This window comes from Pseudomonas onubensis, assembly GCF_965653655.1.
Classification (GTDB): domain Bacteria; phylum Pseudomonadota; class Gammaproteobacteria; order Pseudomonadales; family Pseudomonadaceae; genus Aquipseudomonas.
On record NZ_CBFHAZ010000114.1, the window covers coordinates 1 to 20,427 of the forward strand.

At 59.8% G+C, this 20,427-nt stretch carries 20 protein-coding genes and 1 riboswitch; of the genes, 9 read left to right on the forward strand and 11 right to left on the reverse strand.

The features are described from left to right. Nucleotides 1-98 precede the first annotated feature (98 nt). Entirely contained in the window at nucleotides 99-1,001 is a 903-nt protein-coding gene (locus ACTD9P_RS25500) for a LysR family transcriptional regulator (protein WP_438869861.1), read from the reverse strand. Between the two features lie 108 nt (nucleotides 1,002-1,109). Here ACTD9P_RS25500 and ACTD9P_RS25505 point away from each other — a divergent pair, with 108 nt between their 5' ends. Then, on the forward strand, nucleotides 1,110-2,351 hold the full coding sequence (locus tag ACTD9P_RS25505) for a D-amino acid dehydrogenase (protein ID WP_438869862.1): 1,242 nt from the start codon (nucleotides 1,110-1,112) through the stop codon (nucleotides 2,349-2,351). A 31-nt stretch (nucleotides 2,352-2,382) separates the two neighbouring features. Continuing rightward, a complete protein-coding gene (locus ACTD9P_RS25510) occupies nucleotides 2,383-3,285 on the forward strand; it encodes a transporter substrate-binding domain-containing protein (RefSeq protein ID WP_438869863.1) in 903 nt (300 codons plus the stop codon). Nucleotides 3,286-3,414: 129 nt separating this feature from the next. Here ACTD9P_RS25510 and ACTD9P_RS25515 read toward each other — a convergent pair whose 3' ends face one another. After that, a complete protein-coding gene (locus ACTD9P_RS25515) occupies nucleotides 3,415-4,134 on the reverse strand; it encodes a 16S rRNA (uracil(1498)-N(3))-methyltransferase (protein ID WP_219269818.1) in 720 nt (239 codons plus the stop codon). An 84-nt stretch (nucleotides 4,135-4,218) separates the two neighbouring features. Next, a complete protein-coding gene (locus ACTD9P_RS25520; protein WP_438869864.1) occupies nucleotides 4,219-5,625 on the reverse strand; it encodes an adenosylmethionine--8-amino-7-oxononanoate transaminase in 1,407 nt (468 codons plus the stop codon). A gap of 273 nt (nucleotides 5,626-5,898) precedes the next feature. Between ACTD9P_RS25520 and ACTD9P_RS25525 the strand changes: the two genes are divergently transcribed. Together ACTD9P_RS25525 and ACTD9P_RS25530 are read left to right on the forward strand one after the other, a co-directional pair. Then, on the forward strand, nucleotides 5,899-6,450 hold the full coding sequence (locus tag ACTD9P_RS25525; RefSeq protein ID WP_438869865.1) for a cytochrome b: 552 nt from the start codon (nucleotides 5,899-5,901) through the stop codon (nucleotides 6,448-6,450). Nucleotides 6,451-6,482: 32 nt separating this feature from the next. After that, nucleotides 6,483-7,079: a YceI family protein gene (locus ACTD9P_RS25530; protein WP_026013867.1), complete on the forward strand. Its 597-nt coding sequence runs from the start codon at nucleotides 6,483-6,485 to the stop codon at nucleotides 7,077-7,079. Nucleotides 7,080-7,140: 61 nt separating this feature from the next. On the opposite strand, the gene ACTD9P_RS25535 is transcribed toward ACTD9P_RS25530, so the two are convergent. Further along, nucleotides 7,141-8,025: a LysR substrate-binding domain-containing protein gene (locus ACTD9P_RS25535; RefSeq protein ID WP_438869866.1), complete on the reverse strand. Its 885-nt coding sequence runs from the start codon at nucleotides 8,023-8,025 to the stop codon at nucleotides 7,141-7,143. Between the two features lie 127 nt (nucleotides 8,026-8,152). On the opposite strand from ACTD9P_RS25535, the gene ACTD9P_RS25540 reads away from it, so the two are divergent. Beyond that, nucleotides 8,153-8,527: a nuclear transport factor 2 family protein gene (locus ACTD9P_RS25540; protein ID WP_438869867.1), complete on the forward strand. Its 375-nt coding sequence runs from the start codon at nucleotides 8,153-8,155 to the stop codon at nucleotides 8,525-8,527. A 61-nt stretch (nucleotides 8,528-8,588) separates the two neighbouring features. Here ACTD9P_RS25540 and rhlE2 read toward each other — a convergent pair whose 3' ends face one another. The 4 genes from rhlE2 to ahcY form a co-directional block, all read right to left on the reverse strand. Continuing rightward, nucleotides 8,589-10,487 (reverse strand): RNA helicase RhlE2, encoded by a 1,899-nt coding sequence (gene rhlE2, locus ACTD9P_RS25545; protein ID WP_438869868.1) that lies wholly within the window; start codon nucleotides 10,485-10,487, stop codon nucleotides 8,589-8,591. Between the two features lie 221 nt (nucleotides 10,488-10,708). Beyond that, the gene (locus tag ACTD9P_RS25550) at nucleotides 10,709-11,500 is read right to left on the reverse strand and encodes a substrate-binding periplasmic protein (RefSeq protein WP_438869869.1); all 792 of its coding nucleotides are present in this window, start codon (nucleotides 11,498-11,500) and stop codon (nucleotides 10,709-10,711) included. A 130-nt stretch (nucleotides 11,501-11,630) separates the two neighbouring features. Continuing rightward, nucleotides 11,631-12,476, reverse strand: a complete 846-nt coding sequence (metF, locus tag ACTD9P_RS25555; RefSeq protein ID WP_017139413.1) for a methylenetetrahydrofolate reductase [NAD(P)H] — start codon at nucleotides 12,474-12,476, stop codon at nucleotides 11,631-11,633. 173 nt (nucleotides 12,477-12,649) lie between these two features. Then, a complete protein-coding gene (gene ahcY, locus ACTD9P_RS25560; RefSeq protein ID WP_438869870.1) occupies nucleotides 12,650-14,059 on the reverse strand; it encodes an adenosylhomocysteinase in 1,410 nt (469 codons plus the stop codon). Between the two features lie 21 nt (nucleotides 14,060-14,080). After that, a riboswitch (S-adenosyl-L-homocysteine riboswitch) is annotated at nucleotides 14,081-14,186 on the reverse strand. Nucleotides 14,187-14,384: 198 nt separating this feature from the next. Here ahcY and ACTD9P_RS25565 point away from each other — a divergent pair. Both ACTD9P_RS25565 and ACTD9P_RS25570 read left to right on the forward strand, forming a co-directional pair. Beyond that, a complete protein-coding gene (locus ACTD9P_RS25565; RefSeq protein WP_438869871.1) occupies nucleotides 14,385-14,777 on the forward strand; it encodes an acyl-CoA thioesterase in 393 nt (130 codons plus the stop codon). Nucleotides 14,778-14,863: 86 nt separating this feature from the next. Then, entirely contained in the window at nucleotides 14,864-15,763 is a 900-nt protein-coding gene (locus ACTD9P_RS25570; RefSeq protein WP_438869872.1) for a formate/nitrite transporter family protein, read from the forward strand. A gap of 23 nt (nucleotides 15,764-15,786) precedes the next feature. On the opposite strand, the gene ACTD9P_RS25575 is transcribed toward ACTD9P_RS25570, so the two are convergent. Together ACTD9P_RS25575 and ACTD9P_RS25580 are read right to left on the reverse strand one after the other, a co-directional pair. Further along, nucleotides 15,787-17,076, reverse strand: coding sequence for a cation:dicarboxylate symporter family transporter (locus ACTD9P_RS25575; protein WP_438869873.1), 1,290 nt, complete (start codon nucleotides 17,074-17,076; stop codon nucleotides 15,787-15,789). Nucleotides 17,077-17,109: 33 nt separating this feature from the next. Then, the gene (locus tag ACTD9P_RS25580; RefSeq protein WP_438869874.1) at nucleotides 17,110-17,523 is read right to left on the reverse strand and encodes a VOC family protein; all 414 of its coding nucleotides are present in this window, start codon (nucleotides 17,521-17,523) and stop codon (nucleotides 17,110-17,112) included. Nucleotides 17,524-17,614: 91 nt separating this feature from the next. Between ACTD9P_RS25580 and ACTD9P_RS25585 the strand changes: the two genes are divergently transcribed. After that, a complete protein-coding gene (locus ACTD9P_RS25585) occupies nucleotides 17,615-18,496 on the forward strand; it encodes a LysR family transcriptional regulator (protein ID WP_438869875.1) in 882 nt (293 codons plus the stop codon). A 29-nt stretch (nucleotides 18,497-18,525) separates the two neighbouring features. On the opposite strand, the gene ACTD9P_RS25590 is transcribed toward ACTD9P_RS25585, so the two are convergent. After that, nucleotides 18,526-19,761, reverse strand: a complete 1,236-nt coding sequence (locus tag ACTD9P_RS25590; RefSeq protein WP_438869876.1) for a cation:proton antiporter — start codon at nucleotides 19,759-19,761, stop codon at nucleotides 18,526-18,528. 192 nt (nucleotides 19,762-19,953) lie between these two features. On the opposite strand from ACTD9P_RS25590, the gene ACTD9P_RS25595 reads away from it, so the two are divergent. Further along, on the forward strand, nucleotides 19,954-20,340 hold the full coding sequence (locus ACTD9P_RS25595; protein WP_438869877.1) for an MAPEG family protein: 387 nt from the start codon (nucleotides 19,954-19,956) through the stop codon (nucleotides 20,338-20,340). Nucleotides 20,341-20,427 lie beyond the last annotated feature (87 nt).

Sequence of the window (20,427 nt, forward strand, 5' to 3'; positions counted from 1 at the left end):
CGGGCTTGCTCGCGAATGCAGGGTGTCAGTCAGTACATCTATAACTGACCCACCGCATTCGCGAGCAAGCCCGCTCCCACATTGGATAGGTGGTGTTTTTAGAGGCATTCGAGCAATTCGCGTGCACGCTTGCCGAAGATCTGCAGCAAGTTCGCCAACATATGCGGCGGCGGCTCATCCGCGCGGGTCAGGGCGTACAGCGTGATCGGCAACGGCGGCGTGAGCGGGCGAATGCAGGTGGTCGCCGTTGACGCGCCGAGGGCTGTAAACGGGTCGATGACCGTCAACCCGGCGCCGGATTCCACCATCGCCCGAGCCAGGGAATAGGTCTGTACGGCAATACTCACCCGTGGCGGTGGGTCGACGTTTTCCAGGTAGCTGTCGAGCTTGGCGGCCAACGGGTCAGCACTGGACAGACCAATCAGCGGCGCGCCCGCCAGGTCGGCCAATGGCAATGGCTTGCTCAACTCAGCATCCGACCAATACCCCTTCGACGCCAACGCCACCAACACCCCATTGGCCAGTACTTGCGTGGTCAGCCCCGGATGGCCGGAAAAGTTGAGCGTCAGCGCCAGGTCAATCTCACGCATCAACAGTTTCTGCACCAGCTCGCGGCTATGGTCGCTGGACAGCTCGCAGGCGATATTCGGGTAGTCGCGCTTCCATTCCAGAATCGCCGGCGGCAGCAGCGACAGGGCCAGTGCCGGAATCGCTCCAATGCGCACACGTTGGCCCGGCTCGCGGCGCAGGCTCTTGGCCAGGCGCCGCACGCCTTGCAGGCTTTCGGTGACTTTCTCGACTTCGCTTTCCAGCGCCAGCGCTTCCGGTGTGGGCTGCAGCTTGCCGCGTACCCGCAAAAACAACGGAAAACCCAGCTGCAACTCGGCGTGCTGCAGCACTTTGGTCACCGCCGGTTGCGAGACGTGCAACAGCTGCGCGGCGGCGCTGACGGAGCCGGTCTGGCGGATGGCCTGGAAGATCTCGATATGACGCAAGCGCATGGCAAGTCCATAACCTTTGTTTATGGGTGAGCCATCTTTATTCATTGTCGGCGGCCTGTCACCTGGCCCTAGGCTTGGGGCCAGTTAATTCAACAGCGGGTGGCAGCAATGGCCAAGCGGGTTTGCATCATCGGTGGTGGCGTTATCGGCTTGGCGAGCGCCTATGCCTTGGTGCGTGCGGGCCATGAAGTGACAGTGATCGAAGCGCGGGACAGCCTGGGCAGCGAAACCAGTTTCGCCAATGGCGGGCAACTGTCCTACCGTTATGTCGCGCCGTTGGCCGACAAAGGTGTGCCGCTGCAAGCCATTGGCTGGTTGCTGCGCGGTGACTCGCCGCTCAAGCTGCGCCCGCGCCTCGACCCGCAGCAATGGCGCTGGATGGCGGCCTTTATCGGCGCCTGCCGCGGCTCGGTGAACCAGCGCAATGCCGCGCACCTGCTGCGCCTGGCGTCCTTGAGCCAGGCCACGCTGGAGCAATGGCGCGAAGGCGATCACCTGGAGGGCTTCGACTGGCGCCGCAACGGCAAACTGGTGACGTTTCGCAATGCCATCTCTTTTGAACGTGCGCGCAGCAAGGTCAGCAATAGCGTGCAGCAGCAAGTGGTGTCCGTGGCCGATTGCGCGCACTTGGAGCCAGCGTTAATGGGCGCCGACTTTCTCGGTGGCATCTACACGCCGAACGAGGAAGTGGCTGACTGTCACGCCTTCTGCCAACGGCTGGCGGCCCGGCTCGAAGCTTCGGGACGCTGCAGGTTTTTGCTGGGCCGCAAGGTCACCCGCATACGCCACGCCGACGGCGCAGTGCAGGCCATCGAGTTGGGTGATGAGGTGATGGCGGTGGATCAACTGGTGCTGGCGGCCGGGCATCGCAGCGCCGAGCTGGGTCTGCCTGGGTTGTCCTTGCCGCTGTATCCGCTCAAGGGCTACAGCCTGAACGTGCCGATTGGCGCGCATCACCAGGCGCCGAACGTGAGTGTCACCGACTATGACCGCAAGATCGTGTATGCGCGCATCGGCGAGCAGCTGCGGGTCGCGGCCATGGTGGATATCGTCGGCTTTGATGCGCGTCTTGAGCCCAAGCGCCTGGCCTTGATGAAGCGCCAGGCCATGGAAACATTCCCAACGGCCGGCGATTACAGCCATGCCGTCGAATGGGCCGGCATGCGCCCGGCGACACCCACCGGCGTGCCGTTGATCGGCGCCAGCGCCTATCGCAACCTGTGGCTGAACCTCGGCCACGGTGCGCTGGGTTTTACCCTGGCCTGCGGCAGCGGGCAATTGCTGGCCGAACTGATCAGCGAGCACGCGCCTTCCATCGATATGCAGGGCCTCACGCCTCGCGCTGCATAATTGGACTCACACCCACCAACGGAGAATAACAATGAAAAAGATCCTGTTGACCGGCTGCACCCTGGGGCTTTTGTTTGGCGTACAGGTTCAGGCCAATGAAGCCCTGCTGGACGGCACCTTGAGCAAGATCGCGAATGCCAGGTCCATCACCTTGGGCTATCGCGATGCCTCGGTGCCGTTTTCCTATGTGGGCGATAACAGTGGCAAGCCCATGGGCTATTCGGTTGAGTTGGCGAACAAGATCGTTGAGCGCATTCAGCAGAAAATCGGGGTGGCGGACCTCAACGTGAAGTACAACCTGGTGACCTCCCAAACCCGTATTCCGCTGGTGCAGAACGGCACTGTGGATCTGGAGTGCGGCTCCACGGGCGTGACGGCCGAGCGGCAAAAGCAGGTGGCGTTTTCCTATGGGTTTATCTATGTGAAGGGCCAGTTGCTGACCGCCAAGGACAGTGGCATCCAGGGCTTTGAAGACCTCAAGGGCAAGAACGTGGTGACCACGGCCGGCACCACCAATGAACGTTTTCTCAAGAGCTACAACGCCGAGCACAAAGCCAATATGTTTGTGATCAGCGCCAAGGACCATGGCGAAGCGTTCAAGATGCTCGAGACCGGCCGCGCAGTGGCGTTCTACATGGATGATGCGTTGCTCTACGGCGAGCGCGCCAAGGCCCGTGATCCGCACCACTGGGTGGTGGTGGGCAAGGAGCAGTCGCGGGAGATCTACAGCTGCATGGTGCGCAAGGACGACCCGCAGTTTCTCGCGGTGGTCAACGAAACGCTCGCCGACCTGTACCGCTCCGGGGAGATCAATGGGATTTACCAGCGCTGGTTTGAACAGCCGATTCCGCCCAAGGGCCTGAACCTTGAGTTCCCGATGACCAGCGAGTTGAAGGCGATTATTGCCAGGCCGGTGAGTGACCCGGTGGAGTGATAGACGCCATTCAAATGTGGGAGCGGGCTTGCTCGCGAATACGGTGTATCAGTAGCAGATGTACCGACTGACAGGTTGCATTCGCGAGCAAGCCCGCTCCCACAGTTTTGATTGGGTTCGCAGCGCGGGTTAGAAGTCGCCCCAGAGTTGCTGGGCCACGCTCAATGCCACGACTGGCGCGGTTTCGGTGCGCAGCACCCGCGGACCGAGGCGGGCAGCGTGGAAGCCGGCGCCTTGGGCCGCTTGCACTTCAGTGTCGGTCAAGCCACCTTCCGGCCCGATCAGGAACGCCAGGCTCGACGGCTTGGCGTGGCTGACCATCGGCTCGGCTACCGGGTGCAGCACCAGCTTCAAATCCGCCTCGGCTTGCTTCAACCAGTCGGCCAGTAACAGCGGCGGGTGAATCACCGGCACCGTCGAACGCCCGCATTGCTCGCAGGCGCTGATCGCCACTTGGCGCCAATGCAGCAGGCGTTTGTCGGCGCGTTCATCCTTGAGGCGCACTTCACAGCGGTCGCTGAAAATCGGCGTGATGGCATTCACACCCAGCTCGGTGGCTTTCTGAATCGCCCAATCCATGCGTTCGCCCCGCGACAGGCCTTGGCCGAGGTGGATGTGCAGCGGTGATTCGGTCTGGCCCGCAAAGCTTTCGGTGAGTTGCACGCTGACGCGTTTTTTACCGACCTCCAGCAAGGTGCCGAGAAACTCCTGGCCGGAACCGTCGAACAATTGCACGGCATCGCCTTCGCCCATGCGCAATACGCGACTGATGTAATGCGCCTGGGCTTCGGGCAATTCATGCTCGCCGATGCTGAGCGGGGTGTCGGTGAAAAAGCGGGACAGTCTCATTTCTGTTCTCTGGAAGTGGTGTGCAGAGCGGACGCGGAGCGTCCAGGGCTGCATTCCCACGCGGAGCGTGGGAACGATCATTGGCTAGCCGGGATCACGAAAGCCTGGGTGGAAATCTTGTGGCACCGCAACACTGACAGTGCTGTCGGTGGCGATATCAATCCCTTCGCTGGCAACTTCAGCCAAAAAGTCGATCTGCTCCGGCGTAATCACATACGGCGGCAGGAAATACACCACGCTGCCCAGCGGCCGCAGCAGCGCACCGCGCTCCAGTGCATGCTCGAACACCTTCAAACCACGGCGTTCCTGCCACGGGTAGGCAGTTTTGGTGGCTTTGTCCTGGACCATCTCGATGGCCAGCACCATGCCGGTCTGGCGTACCTCCGACACGTGCGGGTGGTCCACCAGGTGCGCGGTGGCGGTGGCCATGCGCTGGGCCAGGGCCTTGTTGTTTTCGATGACGTTGTCTTCTTCGAAGATATCCAGGGTCGCCAGGGCCGCCGCGCACGCCAGCGGGTTGCCGGTGTAGCTGTGGGAATGCAGGAAGGCGCGCAACGTCGGGTAGTCGTCGTAGAAGGCGTCGTACACATCGTCGGTGGTGACAACCGCCGCCAATGGCAGGTAACCGCCGGTGAGGGCTTTGGACAAGCATAAAAAGTCCGGGCGGATGCCGGCTTGCTCGCAAGCGAACATGCTGCCGGTGCGGCCGAAGCCGACGGCGATTTCGTCGTGAATCAGGTGCACGCCATATTTGTCGCAGGCTTCACGCAGCAGCTTGAGGTACACCGGGTGGTACATGCGCATGCCGCCGGCGCCCTGGATCAGCGGCTCGACGATCACGGCGGCGACGCTGTCGTGGTTTTCGGCCAGGGTGTGTTCCATGGCCAGGAACATGGTGCGCGAGTGCTCTTCCCAGCTCATGCCCTCGGGGCGCAGGTAGCAATCCGGGCTCGGCACCTTGATGGTGTCGAGCAGCAAGGCTTTATAGGTTTCGGTAAACAACGGCACATCGCCCACCGACATCGCGGCAATGGTTTCGCCGTGGTAGCTGTTGGTGAGGGTGACGAAGCGTTTCTTGTTCGGCAGGCCACGGTTGAGCCAATAGTGAAAGCTCATCTTCAGCGCGACTTCGATGCACGACGAGCCGTTGTCGGCGTAGAAGCAGCGGGTCAAACCCTCGGGCGTCATCGCCACCAGGCGTTCGGACAACTCGATCACCGGCTGGTGGCTGAAACCGGCGAGGATCACGTGTTCCAGTTGGTCGACCTGATCCTTGATGCGCTGGTTGATGCGCGGGTTGGCGTGGCCAAACACATTGACCCACCAGGAGCTGACGGCATCGAGGTAGCGCTTGCCTTCGAAGTCTTCCAGCCATACGCCTTCGCCACGTTTAATCGGGATAAGCGGCAGTTGCTGGTGGTCTTTCATCTGGGTGCAGGGATGCCACAGCACCGCGAGGTCGCGTTGCATCCACTGGTTATTCAAGCCCATCGGTTATCTCCTCGAAGCGGCCCTGCGCCCGGCGCAGGCGAAACAATCGCGCAAGCCTATGCAATGCCAGGCGGCGTCACAACCCATTACGGATGAATTGGCAGTAAAGGCAGGACGATCTGTCACGTTTCTTGGGAATAGTCCTTAATCCATTGTTAACGTACTGTGCATACTCTCTTGATCGTATTTCTCGATATTTCAAAGCGAAATTTTCCGCTTTAATTCGATAGGTAAATCGCTAGTCTTGGGCACAGTTCTTACGGGATTTGGGACATGCAGCTACGTAATTCATCGGCCCGTTATGGTTGGGTCAGCATGGTTTTGCACTGGGGCGTAGGCCTGGTGGTGTTCGGTTTGTTCGCGCTGGGCCTGTGGATGGTCGGCCTCGACTACTACAGTGCCTGGCGCAAAGACGCGCCCGACCTGCACAAGAGCATTGGCATTACGCTGTTCGCCATCATGCTGGTGCGTATCGTCTGGCGCCTTGTCAGCCCGCCGCCACCACCGTTGGCCAGCTACAGCCGAATGACGCGTATTGGCGCTGCGTTCGGCCACGGGTTCCTGTATCTGGGGCTGTTTGCCGTGATGATCGCCGGTTACCTGATTTCCACCGCAGACGGTGTCGGTATCCCGGTGTTTGGCCTGTTTGAGATTCCTGCCGTGGTTTCCGGGCTACCGGACCAGGCAGATAACGCCGGCCTGGTGCATCTGTACCTGGCCTGGGTATTGGTGGTCTTCGCCGGTTTGCATGGCGTGGCTGCGTTTAAACACCACTTTATCGATCGTGATGCGACCCTGACGCGAATGCTGGGGCGCAAAGCCTGATGTTCAACCTCGACTCACAAGGAATAGAAAGCATGTTGAAAAAGACTCTCGCCGCTCTGGCAATCGGTTCCGCACTGCTGTCCGCAGGTTCGGCGATGGCCGCTGATTATGTTGTCGACAAGGAAGGCCAGCACGCCTTCGTTGACTTCAAGATCAGCCACTTGGGCTACAGCTTCATCACCGGTACTTTCAAAGACCTGGATGGCAAGTTCAGCTTTGACGCCGCCAAGCCTGAAGACAGCAAAATCGAGTTCAACGTCCGTACCGCCAGCGTGTTCACTAACCACGCCGAACGTGACAAGCACATTGCCAGCAAAGACTTCCTGGACGTTGGCAAGTTTGCCGATGCCAAGTTCGTCTCCACCAGTGTCAAAACCACCGGTAAAAATGCTGCAGGCCAAGTCACTGCCGACGTAACCGGCGACCTGACCTTCCACGGCGTGACCAAGCCGATCGTGGTCAAGGCTACGTTCCTGGGCGAAGGCAAGGATCCATGGGGCGGCTACCGTGCCGGCTTTGAAGGCACTACCTCCTTCAACCGTCAGGACTTCGGCAAGCAGATGGACCTGGGCCCAGCGTCCAACACTGTTGAGCTTTACGTGACTTTTGAAGGCGTCAAAGCGAAGTAATTATTTCGCTGTTCCAAACGCCAAGCGCCGACCTCAGGGTCGGCGTTTTGCTGTGTATTGTTTAAAGGCTTTCTTGGTACGTCTTTACTTGGTCCTTGAGCCAGTTATGCAACGACGTCAGTTGCGCGGAAGGCTTGCTGCCGGCGGGCCAGACCAGGTAGTAACGTGACGTGTGCGCCGGTTCAATGTCGGTGAGCCGCACCAGATCCCCGCGTTGAATCAGCGCATGGGCAATCGAGCGGCGGGTCAGCGCGACGCCGTGCCCGAGCCGCACGGCTTCAAGCATCAAGGTGGAATCGGTGAACTCCAGCGACGCTTGCGGGCGTTGCCCTTCGATGCCTGCGGCGCCCAGCCAGATCGGCCAGCTTTCACTGGCGTGCAGCAATGGCTGCTCAAGGATGGCTTGCGCGTTGTCCGGCAGCACGCCGTGGTTGAAGTCGCGCGCGGCGACCACCAGCAATGAGTCGCCCATCAACGTTTCGCAATGCACATCCGGCCACTGGCCATGGCCGAAGCGAATCGCGCAATCGAGCGGGCCTTGCTCGAAGCTGGCGAACTCCATGCTCGACTCCAGCCGCAAGTGCAGCTCGGGGTGAGCGGCCCTGAAATCATGCAGACGCGGCAACAACCAATGCATGGCATAGGAAGGCAGCACCGAAGCGGTCAGCTGAGGGTGTCTGGTTTTTGCCATCAGTTTTTCGGTGATCCCGGCGATCTCGCCCAGCCCCTGCCTGATCTGGTAGGCATACACGCGGCCTTCATCCGTCAGCATCAGCGTGCGTTTGTTGCGCATGACCAAAGCGAGGCCCAGGTACTCCTCAAGTGCGCGAATCTGATGGCTGACGGCACTGTGGGTCACGTGCAACTCAAGGGCGGCCAGGTTTACCTTGCCCAGTCGGGCCAAGGCCTCGAAAGCACGCAGTGCGGCAAGAGGGGGCAATTTCAATGTGTGAATTCCTTTCACAAAAAAGCCTAATAATAGCCGCTATACGTGAAATGAGCGGGCTACCGATAATGGCGGCAAGTTATTTATTCAAATAACACCGTGCTGAAACTGTCGGGAGTTGCGAGCCATGATTGATGAGATTCAAGCGTTTCTGAACGATTACTTTAGTGTGCTGCAGACGCAGGACTTGAATACATTCGATCAAGTCTTTCATCGTGGCTGCGTGTTATACAGCGCACAGAACTCGAGCGTGGTCGTGCGGCCGTTCGATGAATACCGGGCCATGGTTCAAGGCCGTAAATCGCCGCAGGAAGGCAGTTTCCCACAGCTTGATGAAGTATTAATGATCGACGTGATGTCGCCGGAGATGGCCATCGTCAAAGTGCGTTTGCGCTTGTTCAATAACGTGATGGTTGATTACTTGAACCTGATGAAAGTTGACGGCCGCTGGATGATCTTCGCCAAGCTTTTTCATAAGGCCGGTGAAGTGGCTGATCAATAAGCTGCTGACTGGATGCAAAAACGCCCCGACTAATCGGGGCGTTTTTTTTAGCGTCGAAAACTCAGCGGTTGCGGGTCAGCAACGCTGGTTTTTCACCACGAGGGCGGCCTGGCAGTTGATCCAGCTGCTCAGGTGTCGGGAAGCGATCCGCTTTCGACTCCTTGTGGATGATTTTCGGCGCCGGGCCACCGCGCGGGTTCTGCACGGCGGGTTCCGACAAGCGTGGCTGGTCGTCACGGGCCGGGCGGCGGTTGTTGCTGCGCGAGTCTTCACGACGCGCCTGGCCGTCACGAGGTGCGCCATTGCGTGGGCCGTTGCGCTTGGCAGGTGGCGTACCGGTGGTACCGCCGCTGCTGTTGCGTGGGCCATTTTGACGACCGCCCTGTGGCTGGCCGCCACGTGGAGCGCTTGTACCTGCGGCTGTACCCGCGCCCTGTGCCGGGGCACCTGGACGGCGGCCACGGCCCTGTGCCGGCTTGGCCTGGGGCACGTAGTCAACGCGGTTACCGAAGTTATCCACATCGTCGTCGAGGAACTCGTCCGGGGCGCGGTCGGCGGCGGCACGTGGCGGCTGGCTCGGCTGGCGCTGTTCGCGGGCCGGGGTGCCTTCACGGGGCTTTTGCTCACGGGCTGGGCGTTCGCCACGGCCGTTGGTGGGTGCTTTTTCCTTGCCGCCTTTGTCTTTGCCCTTGTCGCGACGGCCACCGCCACCACCGCCGCCGTTCGGGCCATCGCCCTTCGGACCGCGTGGGTTGCGTGGGTTACGCACGTCCGGACGCTCGCGCGCTTCAGGCTTTTCGGCCTCCACGGCGCTGGAGTCGAAGCCCATCAGGTCGCCGTCGGCGATTTTCTGCTTGGTCATGCGCTCGATGCTTTTGAGCAGTTTTTCTTCGTCCGGAGCGACCAGGGAAATGGCCTCGCCCGAACGACCGGCACGGCCGGTACGGCCGATACGGTGCACGTAATCTTCATCGACGTTCGGCAGCTCGAAGTTGACCACGTGTGGCAATTGGTCGATATCCAGGCCGCGTGCGGCGATATCGGTGGCGACCAGAATGCGCACAGTACCGGCCTTGAAGTCGGCCAGGGCTTTGGTGCGTGCGTTCTGGCTCTTGTTACCGTGGATGGCGACGGCGGTGAGGCCGTGCTTGTCCAGGTACTCGGCCAGGCGGTTGGCGCCGTGCTTGGTGCGGGTAAACACCAGCACCTGCTCCCACGCGCCGTGAGTGATCAGGTGCGCCAGCAGCGAACGCTTGTGGCTGGCGGCCAGGCGGAACACGCGTTGCTCGATGCGCTCGACCGTGGTGTTCGGCGGCGTGACTTCGATGCGTTCCGGGTTGTGCAGCAGCTTGCCGGCCAGGGCGGTGATGTCCTGGGAGAACGTTGCCGAGAACAGCAGGTTCTGACGTTTGGCCGGCAGGCGGGCGAGGACCTTTTTCACGTCATGGACAAAGCCCATGTCGAGCATGCGGTCGGCTTCGTCCAGCACGAGGATTTCCACGTGGGACAAGTCGACGCTGCCTTGGCCGCACAGGTCGAGCAAACGACCCGGGCAGGCTACCAGCACGTCAACACCACGGGACATGGCCTGAACCTGTGGGTTCATGCCGACGCCGCCGAAGATGCAGGCGCTGACGAACTTCAAGTCGCGGGCATACAGCTTGAAGCTGTCGTGCACCTGGGCGGCGAGTTCGCGGGTTGGGGTCAGGACCAGTACGCGCGGTTGGCGCGGGCCGTGACGCTGGGATTTGTCCGGGTGACCGTTGGGGAACAACCGCTCCAGAATCGGGAGGGCGAAACCACCGGTTTTACCAGTACCTGTCTGCGCCGCAACCATCAGGTCGCGACCTTGCAACACGGCGGGAATGGCCCGCTGTTGCACCGGAGTAGGCTCGGTATAGCCCGCTGCCTCGATGGCGCGGACTAAAGCCTCGGAGAGACCGAGGGAAGCAAAGGACATGAGTAATCCTGTTTTAGTTAGGGCTTGGCCCAAAGGGATAATCTTGCCGGGCGTGAATGGCGCTTAGGGGAGCGCAACCCCGTCCGGTCCTGCTGCGTCTGGCGGGCACTCCACCGGCTCGCGCGGGCTGAAAGCTGCGCAGTAGCTGGGTTAGGTGCCTTTTTCAAGACCTCAGCGGCCGGGCGTGAGCCTGGCGGAAAGGCCGGAGTATAACAGAGCAATCACGGCGCGCCGCTTTCCTGCTGCTCAACGGTGTGTTCAGGGGCTGTATTGGCTTGGATTCCGCCATATTTGGCGCTTAAGGCTGCGTAGGCAGGCTCTTGCTTGAAGCGCTTGAGCTCGGCGGCAAAGCGTTGCACCAGCAGGTCCATGCCGGCGCCACGGCGCACGGCTAAAAATTGCGGCTGGCGGCTGACCACCAGCGGCGCCTGGCTGACCTTGCCTTCCAGGCCCATGGTCTTGATCACATGCTGGCCGACTCGACGGTCGGTAATCACCAGGTCAATGCGGCCCAGCGACAGTTTGCCGAAGTTGGCCTCATGGCTGGGTGCCGGCTCGCGGTCGAACAGGGTGGATTCGCTGAAGGCCTCGCCATACAGATAGCCCGGCGACGTGCCGACCGTCAGCCCGCGCAAGTCATCCAGAGTTTGGGCCGGGTGAGGGCGGTCGTTGGCATAGAACAGCACGAACTCGACAGCCGACAACGGTTCGCTGGGGTAAAGCAGCAGGGCATCGCGCTCATGGCTGTGGAAAATATCCAGTGCACCATCGGCATGGCCTTGGTCGAGCATGGCCAGGCAACGTTTCCACGGCAGAAACTGCCATTGCACCTCCACCCCCAGGCGCTGGAACACGATCACCGTGGTTTCGTAATCCAGGCCGCGCATGCTGCCCTTGTCGTCGTACACATAAGGCGCCCAAGGCTCGGTGACAATGCGCAATTTCTCGCCGTAAGCGGTGAAGCTCAGGCAAGCGAAAAGCACAGCGGTCAACAGCTTGAGAATGACGGGCATACCCTGAGGTTACGATGCTCCTGCGCTAAAGAGAAGCTCTGGCACACGCATTCGCGGGCAAGTTGATGTGGCGCATTTAAAAGCAAAAGGCCCTCGTTTAAACGAGGGCCTTGGTGTTACCAAACAAGCCTTAGCGTGGCAGCTTGAGGTTGTTCCAGATGGCCAGGCTGGGTTCAGTCTGGTTCAGGGTGTAGAAGTGCAACCCTGGTGCGCCACCTTGCAGCAATTGTTCACACATCTGCGTGATGACCTGCTCACCGAACGCCTGGATGCTCTTGACGTCATCGCCATAAGCTTCCAGTTGCTTGCGCACCCAGCGTGGGATTTCAGCGCCGCAGGCATCGGAGAAACGCGCCAGCTTGCTGTAGTTGGTGATCGGCATGATGCCCGGCACGATAGGGATATTCACACCCATGGCCCGTACACGCTCGACAAAGTAGAAGTAGCTGTCGGCGTTGAAGAAGTACTGGGTGATCGCACTGTCGGCGCCGGCATTGGCCTTGCGCACGAAGTTCTGCAAATCGTCTTCGAAATTACGCGCCTGTGGGTGCATCTCCGGGTAAGCCGCCACTTCGATATGGAAGTGATCGCCGCTTTCTTCGCGGATGAAGCTCACCAGGTCATTGGCGTAGCGCAGCTCACCGCTGGCCATGCCCATGCCGGACGGCAGGTCGCCACGCAGGGCGACGATGCGCTTGATACCCGCTTGTTTGTATTGGGTCAGCAGGCTGCGCAGGTCGGCCTTGCTGTCGCCCACGCACGACAAGTGCGGAGCGGCGGGAACTTTGACTTCGCTTTCGAGCTGCAACACGGTGTTGATCGTGCGGTCACGGGTCGAGCCACCGGCGCCGTAGGTGCAGGAGAAGAAGTCGGGGTTGTAGCTGGCCAACTGCTTGGCAGTCGCCATCAGTTTTTCATGCCCAGCATCGGTCTTGGTCGGGAAGAACTCGAAGCTGTAGCGACGGTCTTGGGACATGGTTAATACCCTTGGAAACTCATAAAACCGGAAGTCATGCACCGATTTAATGTGGGAGCGGGCTTGCTCGCGAATGCGGTGTGTCAGCCACCGAATGCATCAACTGACACACCGCTTTCGCGAGCAAGCCCGCTCCCACACAAGCCCGCTCCGCCAGGGAGCGAGCCGGTTACTTAGTAACGGTAAGCGTGCGGCTTGAACGGACCTTCAACCGTCACGCCGATGTAGTCGGCCTGGGTCTTGGTCAGTTGAGTCACCACGCCGCCGAAGCCGCGGACCATTTCCAGGGCCACTTCTTCGTCGAGTTTCTTCGGCAGTACTTCCACGGTCAGACGCTCGGCTTTCTGGGCTGGCGACAGGTCGGCGTACTTCTGGCCGAACAGGAAGATCTGCGCCAGTACCTGGTTGGCGAACGAGCCATCCATGATGCGGCTTGGGTGGCCGGTGGCGTTGCCCAGGTTAACCAGACGGCCTTCAGCCAGCAGGATCAGGTAGTCGTCGTTCTGCGGGTCGAAATCACCAGCACCGGTACGGTGAACCTTGTGTACCTGCGGCTTCACTTCTTCCCATGCCCAGTTCTTGCGCATGAAAGCGGTGTCGATTTCATTGTCGAAGTGGCCGATGTTGCAGACAACAGCGCGCTTTTTCAGGGCTTTGAGCATGTTTGCGTCGCAAACATTCACGTTACCGGTGGTGGTCACGATCAGGTCGATCTTGCCCAGCAGGGCTTTGTCGATGCTCGCTTCGGTGCCGTCGTTCTGGCCGTTGATGAACGGCGAAACCACTTCAAAACCGTCCATGCACGCTTGCATGGCGCAGATCGGGTCGACTTCGGAGACTTTAACGATCATGCCTTCCTGACGCAGGGACTGGGACGAACCCTTGCCCACGTCGCCGTAGCCGATCACCAGGGCTTGCTTGCCCGACAGCAGGTGGTCGGTGCCGCGCTTGATGGCATCGTTGAGGCTGTGACGGCAGCCGTACTTGTTGTCGTTCTTGCTCTTGGTCACCGAGTCGTTGACGTTGATGGCCGGGATTTTCAGCTCGCCCTTGGCCAGCATGTCCAGCAGGCGGTGTACGCCGGTGGTGGTTTCTTCGGTCACACCGTGAACGCGGTCAAGAATCTGCGGGTATTTGTTGTGCAGCAGCTCGGTCAGGTCGCCGCCGTCGTCGAGGATCATGTTGGCATCCCATGGCGCGCCATCTTTGAGGATGGTTTGCTCCAGGCACCACTCGTACTCTTCTTCGGTCTCGCCTTTCCAGGCGTAAACCGCGATACCGGCAGCCGCGATAGCAGCAGCGGCCTGGTCTTGAGTCGAGAAAATGTTGCAGGACGACCAGCGTACTTCGGCGCCCAGTGCAACCAGGGTTTCGATCAGCACGGCAGTCTGAATGGTCATGTGGATGCAGCCGAGGATCTTCGCGCCTTTGAGCGGCTGCTCAGCGGCGTACTTGCGGCGCAGACCCATCAGGGCTGGCATTTCGGATTCGGCGATAAAGGTTTCGCGACGGCCCCAGGCGGCGAGGGACATGTCGGCGACTTTGTAGTCGGTAAAACCTGCAGGCGTGATTACAGCGCTCATGAAGAGCCTCCATTCGTAGTGTGCGAATGGGCGCCGTTGTGCGTTTAGTATCCAGCTGGCTAACCAGGCCGGACAACGCCCCATCCGAGCCTGACAGGTTGAACCTGCTGCAGCGCCCCTCGGACAGGTGGCGGGAGAACGGTATCAATCGAAGATGACCGTTTTGAAGCGGTGGCGATTATAGCCGTGTGCGCGGCACTTCCCAAGCCTTTCTGTCGGCCAGATGAAGATCGCTGATGGGCCTGATAGGCAATGCTTCATAGAGCTTGGGCCCATGCTCTGCCATGATGTTGCCCATCATTTCGCAAGACGCTTTGGAGTGACCATGAACTTCCACACCCGCAAATGGGTAAAACCCGAAGACCTCAACCCCAACGGCACCCTGTTCGGCGGCAGCCTGCTGCGCTGGATCGACGAAGAAGCGGCCATCTACGCGATTGTTCAATTGGGCAACCAGCGCGTGGTGACCAAGTACATCTCCGAAATCAACTTCGTCAGCGCCTCGCGTCAGGGCGACATCATCGAACTGGGTATCACTGCCACAGAGTTCGGCCGCACCTCCATCACCCTGACCTGTGAAGTGCGCAACAAGATCACCCGCAAGAGCATTCTGACTGTGGAAAAAATGGTCTTCGTCAACCTGGGCGAAGACGGTTTGCCGTCGCCCCACGGGCGTACAGAGATCAAGTATGTGAAAGACCAGTTTCAGGATGAGTAACTGCACGCCCTGCTTCGGCGGGCATTGAACGCTCGCGATTGGAGGCAGGTCGTACCTGAACCGCATCCCCTTGTTCAGGTACGACCATGGCCACGCAAACAGACGGCAAAACCCCCAACCTGTCGCAGGAAGAGCAACAGGATGTTGACAAGAACCAGCCGCCCCGCGCGGCGGTCCTGCACGAAATAATCCGCACCCAGGGCGACCAGGAACTGGAACGCAATGTGGCCGCGTTGTGGTGGTCGGCGTTGGCGGCGGGCCTGACCATGGGCCTGTCGCTGATGGGCATGGGCCTGCTCAACTCGCGCCTGCCGGATGGCGAAGCCTTCAAGGTGATCGCCAGCTTTGGCTATTGCGCGGGCTTTCTCGCGGTCATCCTCGCGCGCCAGCAATTGTTTACCGAAAACACCCTGACCGCGGTGCTGCCGGTGATGAGCAAGCCGACGCTTGCCAATGCCGGCCGCCTGTTGCGGTTATGGACGGTGGTGCTGGTGGGCAACCTGTGCGGCACCTTGCTGGTAGCCTATGTGATGCTGCACCTGCCGATCTTCGACACCAAGACCGATATGGCCTTCCTCGAAATCGGCCGCAAGGTCATGGAAAACGACCCCGGTCAGATGTTCGCCAAGGGCATTATTTCCGGCTGGATGATCGCCACCATGGTGTGGATGATCCCGTCCATGGAAAGCGCGAAGATGTTCATTATTATCCTGATCACTTACCTGATGGCGCTGGGCGACTTCACCCACATCGTCGTCGGCTCGGCGGAAGTGTCGTACCTGGTGTTTGCCGGCGAGCTGCCGTGGAAGGATTTCTGGCTGGTGTTTGCCGGGCCGACCCTGGCGGGCAATATCATCGGCGGCAGTTTTATTTTTGCGTTGATCAGCCATGCGCAGATTCGCAGTGAGAGCAGCTTGCCGGGCGAGCCCGCAGACCCACGTCACCCTCATGACAAGGTACAACGCAATAACACCCGCAAAGGTTGATACCGATCCTTTGCGGGCAGGCTTCAGGCTTTGAACGGTTTGCTGGCAGGCTCGGCGGCAGGTGTGCTGTCAGGCGCCTTGAGCTGGCCTTCCCACCGGGCGATCACCAAGGGCGCCAGCGCATTGCCCAGCACATTGAGTGCCGTAATCGGCATATCCATCAGCCGATAGACGCCTGCGATAATCGCTACGCCTTCCACAGGCAGCCCCGCCGCCGTCAAGGTGGCGGTAAGGATGATAAACATGAAGCCCGGCACGCCTGCCGCGCCTTTTGAAGTCAGCACCATGATCAATACCAGCATGCCTTGATCCGCGAGGCTCAAGTCGATGCCATACGCTTGGGCGATGAACAGCGTGCCCAGCGCGGCGAACAGCGATGCGCCGTCCAGGTTGAACGAGTAGCCCAACGGGATAACCATGCTGGTAATCGGGCGTGGCGCGCCATACCGCCCCATCTTCTCGATCAATTGCGGCATGACCGTCGCAGAGGCTGCGCTGCAAAAGGCCAGCAGCAGTTCACTGCGTATTTCTCGCAGCAGATGAAAAAAACCAACCCCCGCCAGCCGTGCCACTGCACCCAAAACACACAAACCGAATAGCAGCACTGCGAAATAGGTGGTGGCGATGAGCTTGGCCAGCGGCAGCAAGGCACTGAGGCCAAAGCTGGCAACGGTGACGGCGATCAACCCGAAAATGCCAATGGGCGAGTAATGCATAACCAGATGCGTCACTTTGAACATGGTATCGGAGATGCCTTGCATCACACTCATCAGTGGAGCTTTGCGTTGCTCGGGTAGCAAGGACAGGGCACAGCCGAACAGAATGGCAAAAAACAGCACCGACAGCAGCTTGCCCTGCGACATAGCCAGCACGATGTTGTCCGGCACGATTGCCAGCAGTATTTGGCCCAGGTTTTGCGAAGTGCCGTTGCTGGCTAAGCCGCTTACCGGTGCTTGCAGCGTGTCACCGAATTGCGCACCCGCGCCGGGCTCAACCACGTTGCCGACAACCAGGCCGAAGACGATTGCAATACTGGTAATGGTGAAAAAATACACGAACGTCTTCACGCCGACGCGTCCCAAGGCGCTTGGGTTGCCCATACCGGCAATGCCGACCGTCATGCAGGCGAAGACCAGAGGTACAACGATCATTTTCATCAGTTTGATGAACAGGTCGCCTGCCGGTTGCAGCAGGTTGTCGATGAACCAGACCTTTTGTTCGGGGAATTGGTTAAGAACGATGCCGACGATTATGCCGGCAGCCAGGCCGATCATGATGCGGGTGACGAGACTGGTTGATGTTCTGGTAGTCATGGGGGTGGCCCTTATTATTGTGATTGCCTGGGTTTATTGAGCGAACAGTCCGGCGAAGTCCTTGAACCCTTTTACCTCGATGGGGTTGCCGCTGGGGTCGAGAAAAAACATCGTGCGCTGCTCGCCCGGTTCGCCGGCAAATCGGGTCACTGGTGGGATCTCGAAGCGTGTGCCTGAACGCTCGAGGCGTTCGGCCAGCGTCAGCCACTCCTCAAGCGGCAACACCACGCCCAGATGCGGCATCAGCACCCGATGTTCGCCGACCAGGCCGGTACGCGTCGTCGTAAATGGCGTACCCAGGTGCAGTGACAGCTGATGACCGAAAAAATCGAAGTCGATCCAGGTATCGGTGCTTCGGCCTTCCGTGCAGCCCAAAACATCTCGATAAAAAATGCGCGCCTGGTTTAAGTCACAAACATGGTATGCAGCATGAAAGGGTCTGTTCATGGCAGGTTCTCCGAGTGGGGGAGCCTCAGGTTAAACAGGCTGTGTATTCAGTTAAAACGGGTTCGCCTTGTTCTGAGCGAAAGGAAAACCGATGGATGTTCGATTCCTGAGAAGCCTGGTCGCCGTCGTTGAAAGCGGCTCTATTGCCGCGGCTGCGCGCCATGAAAACCGTACTGCCGCAGCGATCAGCCAACGAATCAAGGCGCTTGAGCGCACGCTTGGCTGCACGCTGCTTGTGCGTACGGCACATGCCATAAGTCCCTCGGATCAATGCCTGCTATTGTTACCAAAGATTCTCGCCGTCATTGAGCAGGCGCGTGAGTTGCAGGAGGACCTGAGCCAGGACGGCTTATCGGGAGAAATCAAGGTAGGTGCCATTTCAACGGCATTGACCGGGGTCTTGCCGCAGGTTATCGAACGGTTAGCGCTTTCAGCACCCAAGCTGCGGCTGAAGATCACACCGGGTGACTCCAAAAGCCTCTACGAGAAATTGCTGACCCAAGAGTTGGACGCCGTGCTTCTTGTCAGGCCCCCGTTCCCAACGCCCAAGGCTGTGACCCGCGTATTATTGCGCGCCGAACCACTGGTTCTGATCGCTCCTGCAGCGTATGAGGCGCAGACGGCTGAGGCGTTGTTGGGTGAGCATCCATTTATCCGCTACGACGCGCGTTCGTGGGGTGGGCAGATCGCACAGCGTTTCCTTGACGAGCATTCCTTTGAGCCGCAGGTGCTCTGTGAGCTGGATGCTTTGGAAACTATCGTAATGCTGGTCGCCCAAGGAATGGGCGTATCGCTGGTACCCCAGTGGGCGGGAATGCCTCTGGGCAAGCTGCGCGTGCTGCCGGTCGACGACGAGCAGCGCTATGCACGAGAATTGGTGGCCATGCATGGCTCGACACCGCGCCGCCCTCTGGCGATGCGGCATCTGCTTGAATCACTGTGCAGCGCGCCTACGGGAACATTTTCCGCATAGGCGGTAAATGCCCATAGGCGCGCCTGGGGTCACTGCGGTTCGGCCACGCGGCGTACCACTCGACCAATCGTCAAACCCTGCAACAGAATCGATGACAGCACCACGATGTAGGTGATGCTCAGCAGCAAGTCGCGTTCCGGGCCAAGCGGCAGGGCCAGCGCCAGTGCGACCGAGACGCCACCGCGCAAACCACCCCAGGTGAGAATACGGATAGTGCCGCGTGGCACCGTGCGCCAGCGCCGCAGCAACAGGATCGCCGGGGCTACGGTCAGCAGACGAGAGGCCAGGATCGCCACGGCCAGCAAGCTGGCGGCCAGTACGTGCAGCCAGTTGAACGGCAACAGCAGCAGCTCCATGCCGATCAGGGCAAACAGCAAGGCGTTAAGCATGTCATCGAGCAATTCCCAGAAGCCGTCGAGGTAGCGGCGGGTCATGTCGTTCATCGCCAGCTTGCGCCCCAGGTTGCCGATGATCAGGCCGGCCACCACCATCGCAATCGGCGCCGAGACGTGCAGTTCGGTCGCCATTGCCGAGCCGCCGATCACCAGCGCCAGGGTCAGCATCACTTCGATCTGGTGTTGCTCGATGCTCTTGATCATCAGGTACACCAGGTAGCCGATCAGCCCGCCGAACACCACGCCGCCAATCGCTTCATGGGCGAACAGCATGGCCGTGGCGCCGACGGTCGGTGTTTCGCCCAGCTGTGCGATACCGAGTAGCACGGTAAACACCACCACCGCTGTGCCGTCGTTGAACAGCGATTCGCCGACGATGGTGGTTTTCAGTGGTTTGGAGGCGTTGGCGGTTCGCAGCACGCCCAACACTGCAATCGGGTCGGTGGGTGAAATCAGTGCGCCGAACAGCAGGCAGTAAAGGAAGCTGACGTGCCAGCCGAACAGGGCAAAGATGTAGTACGCCAGGCTGCCGATGACCACGGTGGCGATCAACACACCGAACGTCGCCAGCAGGCCGATGGGCCAGCGATAGCTGCGCAGGTCGTTGAGGTTGACGTGCAAGGCGCCGGCGAACAGCAGAAACGACAGCATCCAGTTCATCAGCAAGTCGCCGAAGTCGATCTGGCCTATCAACTGCTGGATACGTTCCTCCAGACCGGGATAGCCAATAACACTCAGGCCTTGCAGGATCAGGGAAAACAGCAGGGCCGTGACCATCACGCCGATGGTGGGCGGCAGGCCGATAAAACGGTAGTTCACATAGGTGAGCAGCGTGGTGAGGCAAATAAAGGCGGCGACAAGTTCAAGCATCCGAGGTCCTTGGAAGTGAGGGAAGGTCGTTATTGCTGGGATGGACCGCAACAGTGGCGGGATGTTTCAAGGCGCCGGCTAAAAGCGCGATAGAACCTTTCGGCGCGCCTCGGTTCATAGCCGGTGAGTGCGATATTGCAGTTATAGTGCTAAAACTCTAATTTCTACTTAAAACAACAAAAGGAATCCATGATGACGGCCGCTTTCTGGTGTGTGTTGATCGCAATTTTCCTGCCTTACCTGTGTACGGGGGTGGCCAAGTTCAGCGGCGGCAAGTTCGGCCCGCGGCACAACCACGACCCGCGTGCCTTCCTGGATACCGTCGAAGGCATGGCCAAGCGCGCCCACAACGCTCAACTCAACAGCTTTGAAGTAACGCCTGCGTTTGCCGCGGCAGTGATCATCGCGCACCTGGCCGGTACGGCGTCGCTGGTGACTATCAATGTGCTGGCGGTGCTGTTTATTACCAGCCGCTTGCTGTACATCATCTGCTACCTGGCCGACTGGGCGATGCTGCGTTCTCTGGTGTGGGCGGTGGGGATGGCGTTGATTGCGAGTTTCTTTTTTGTCTCCGTCTAAAGCCTTGACGCAAAACCCCTGTGGGAGCGGGCTTGCTCGCGAATGCGGTGTGTCAGCCACCCATTGTGCTGGCTGACACACCGCATT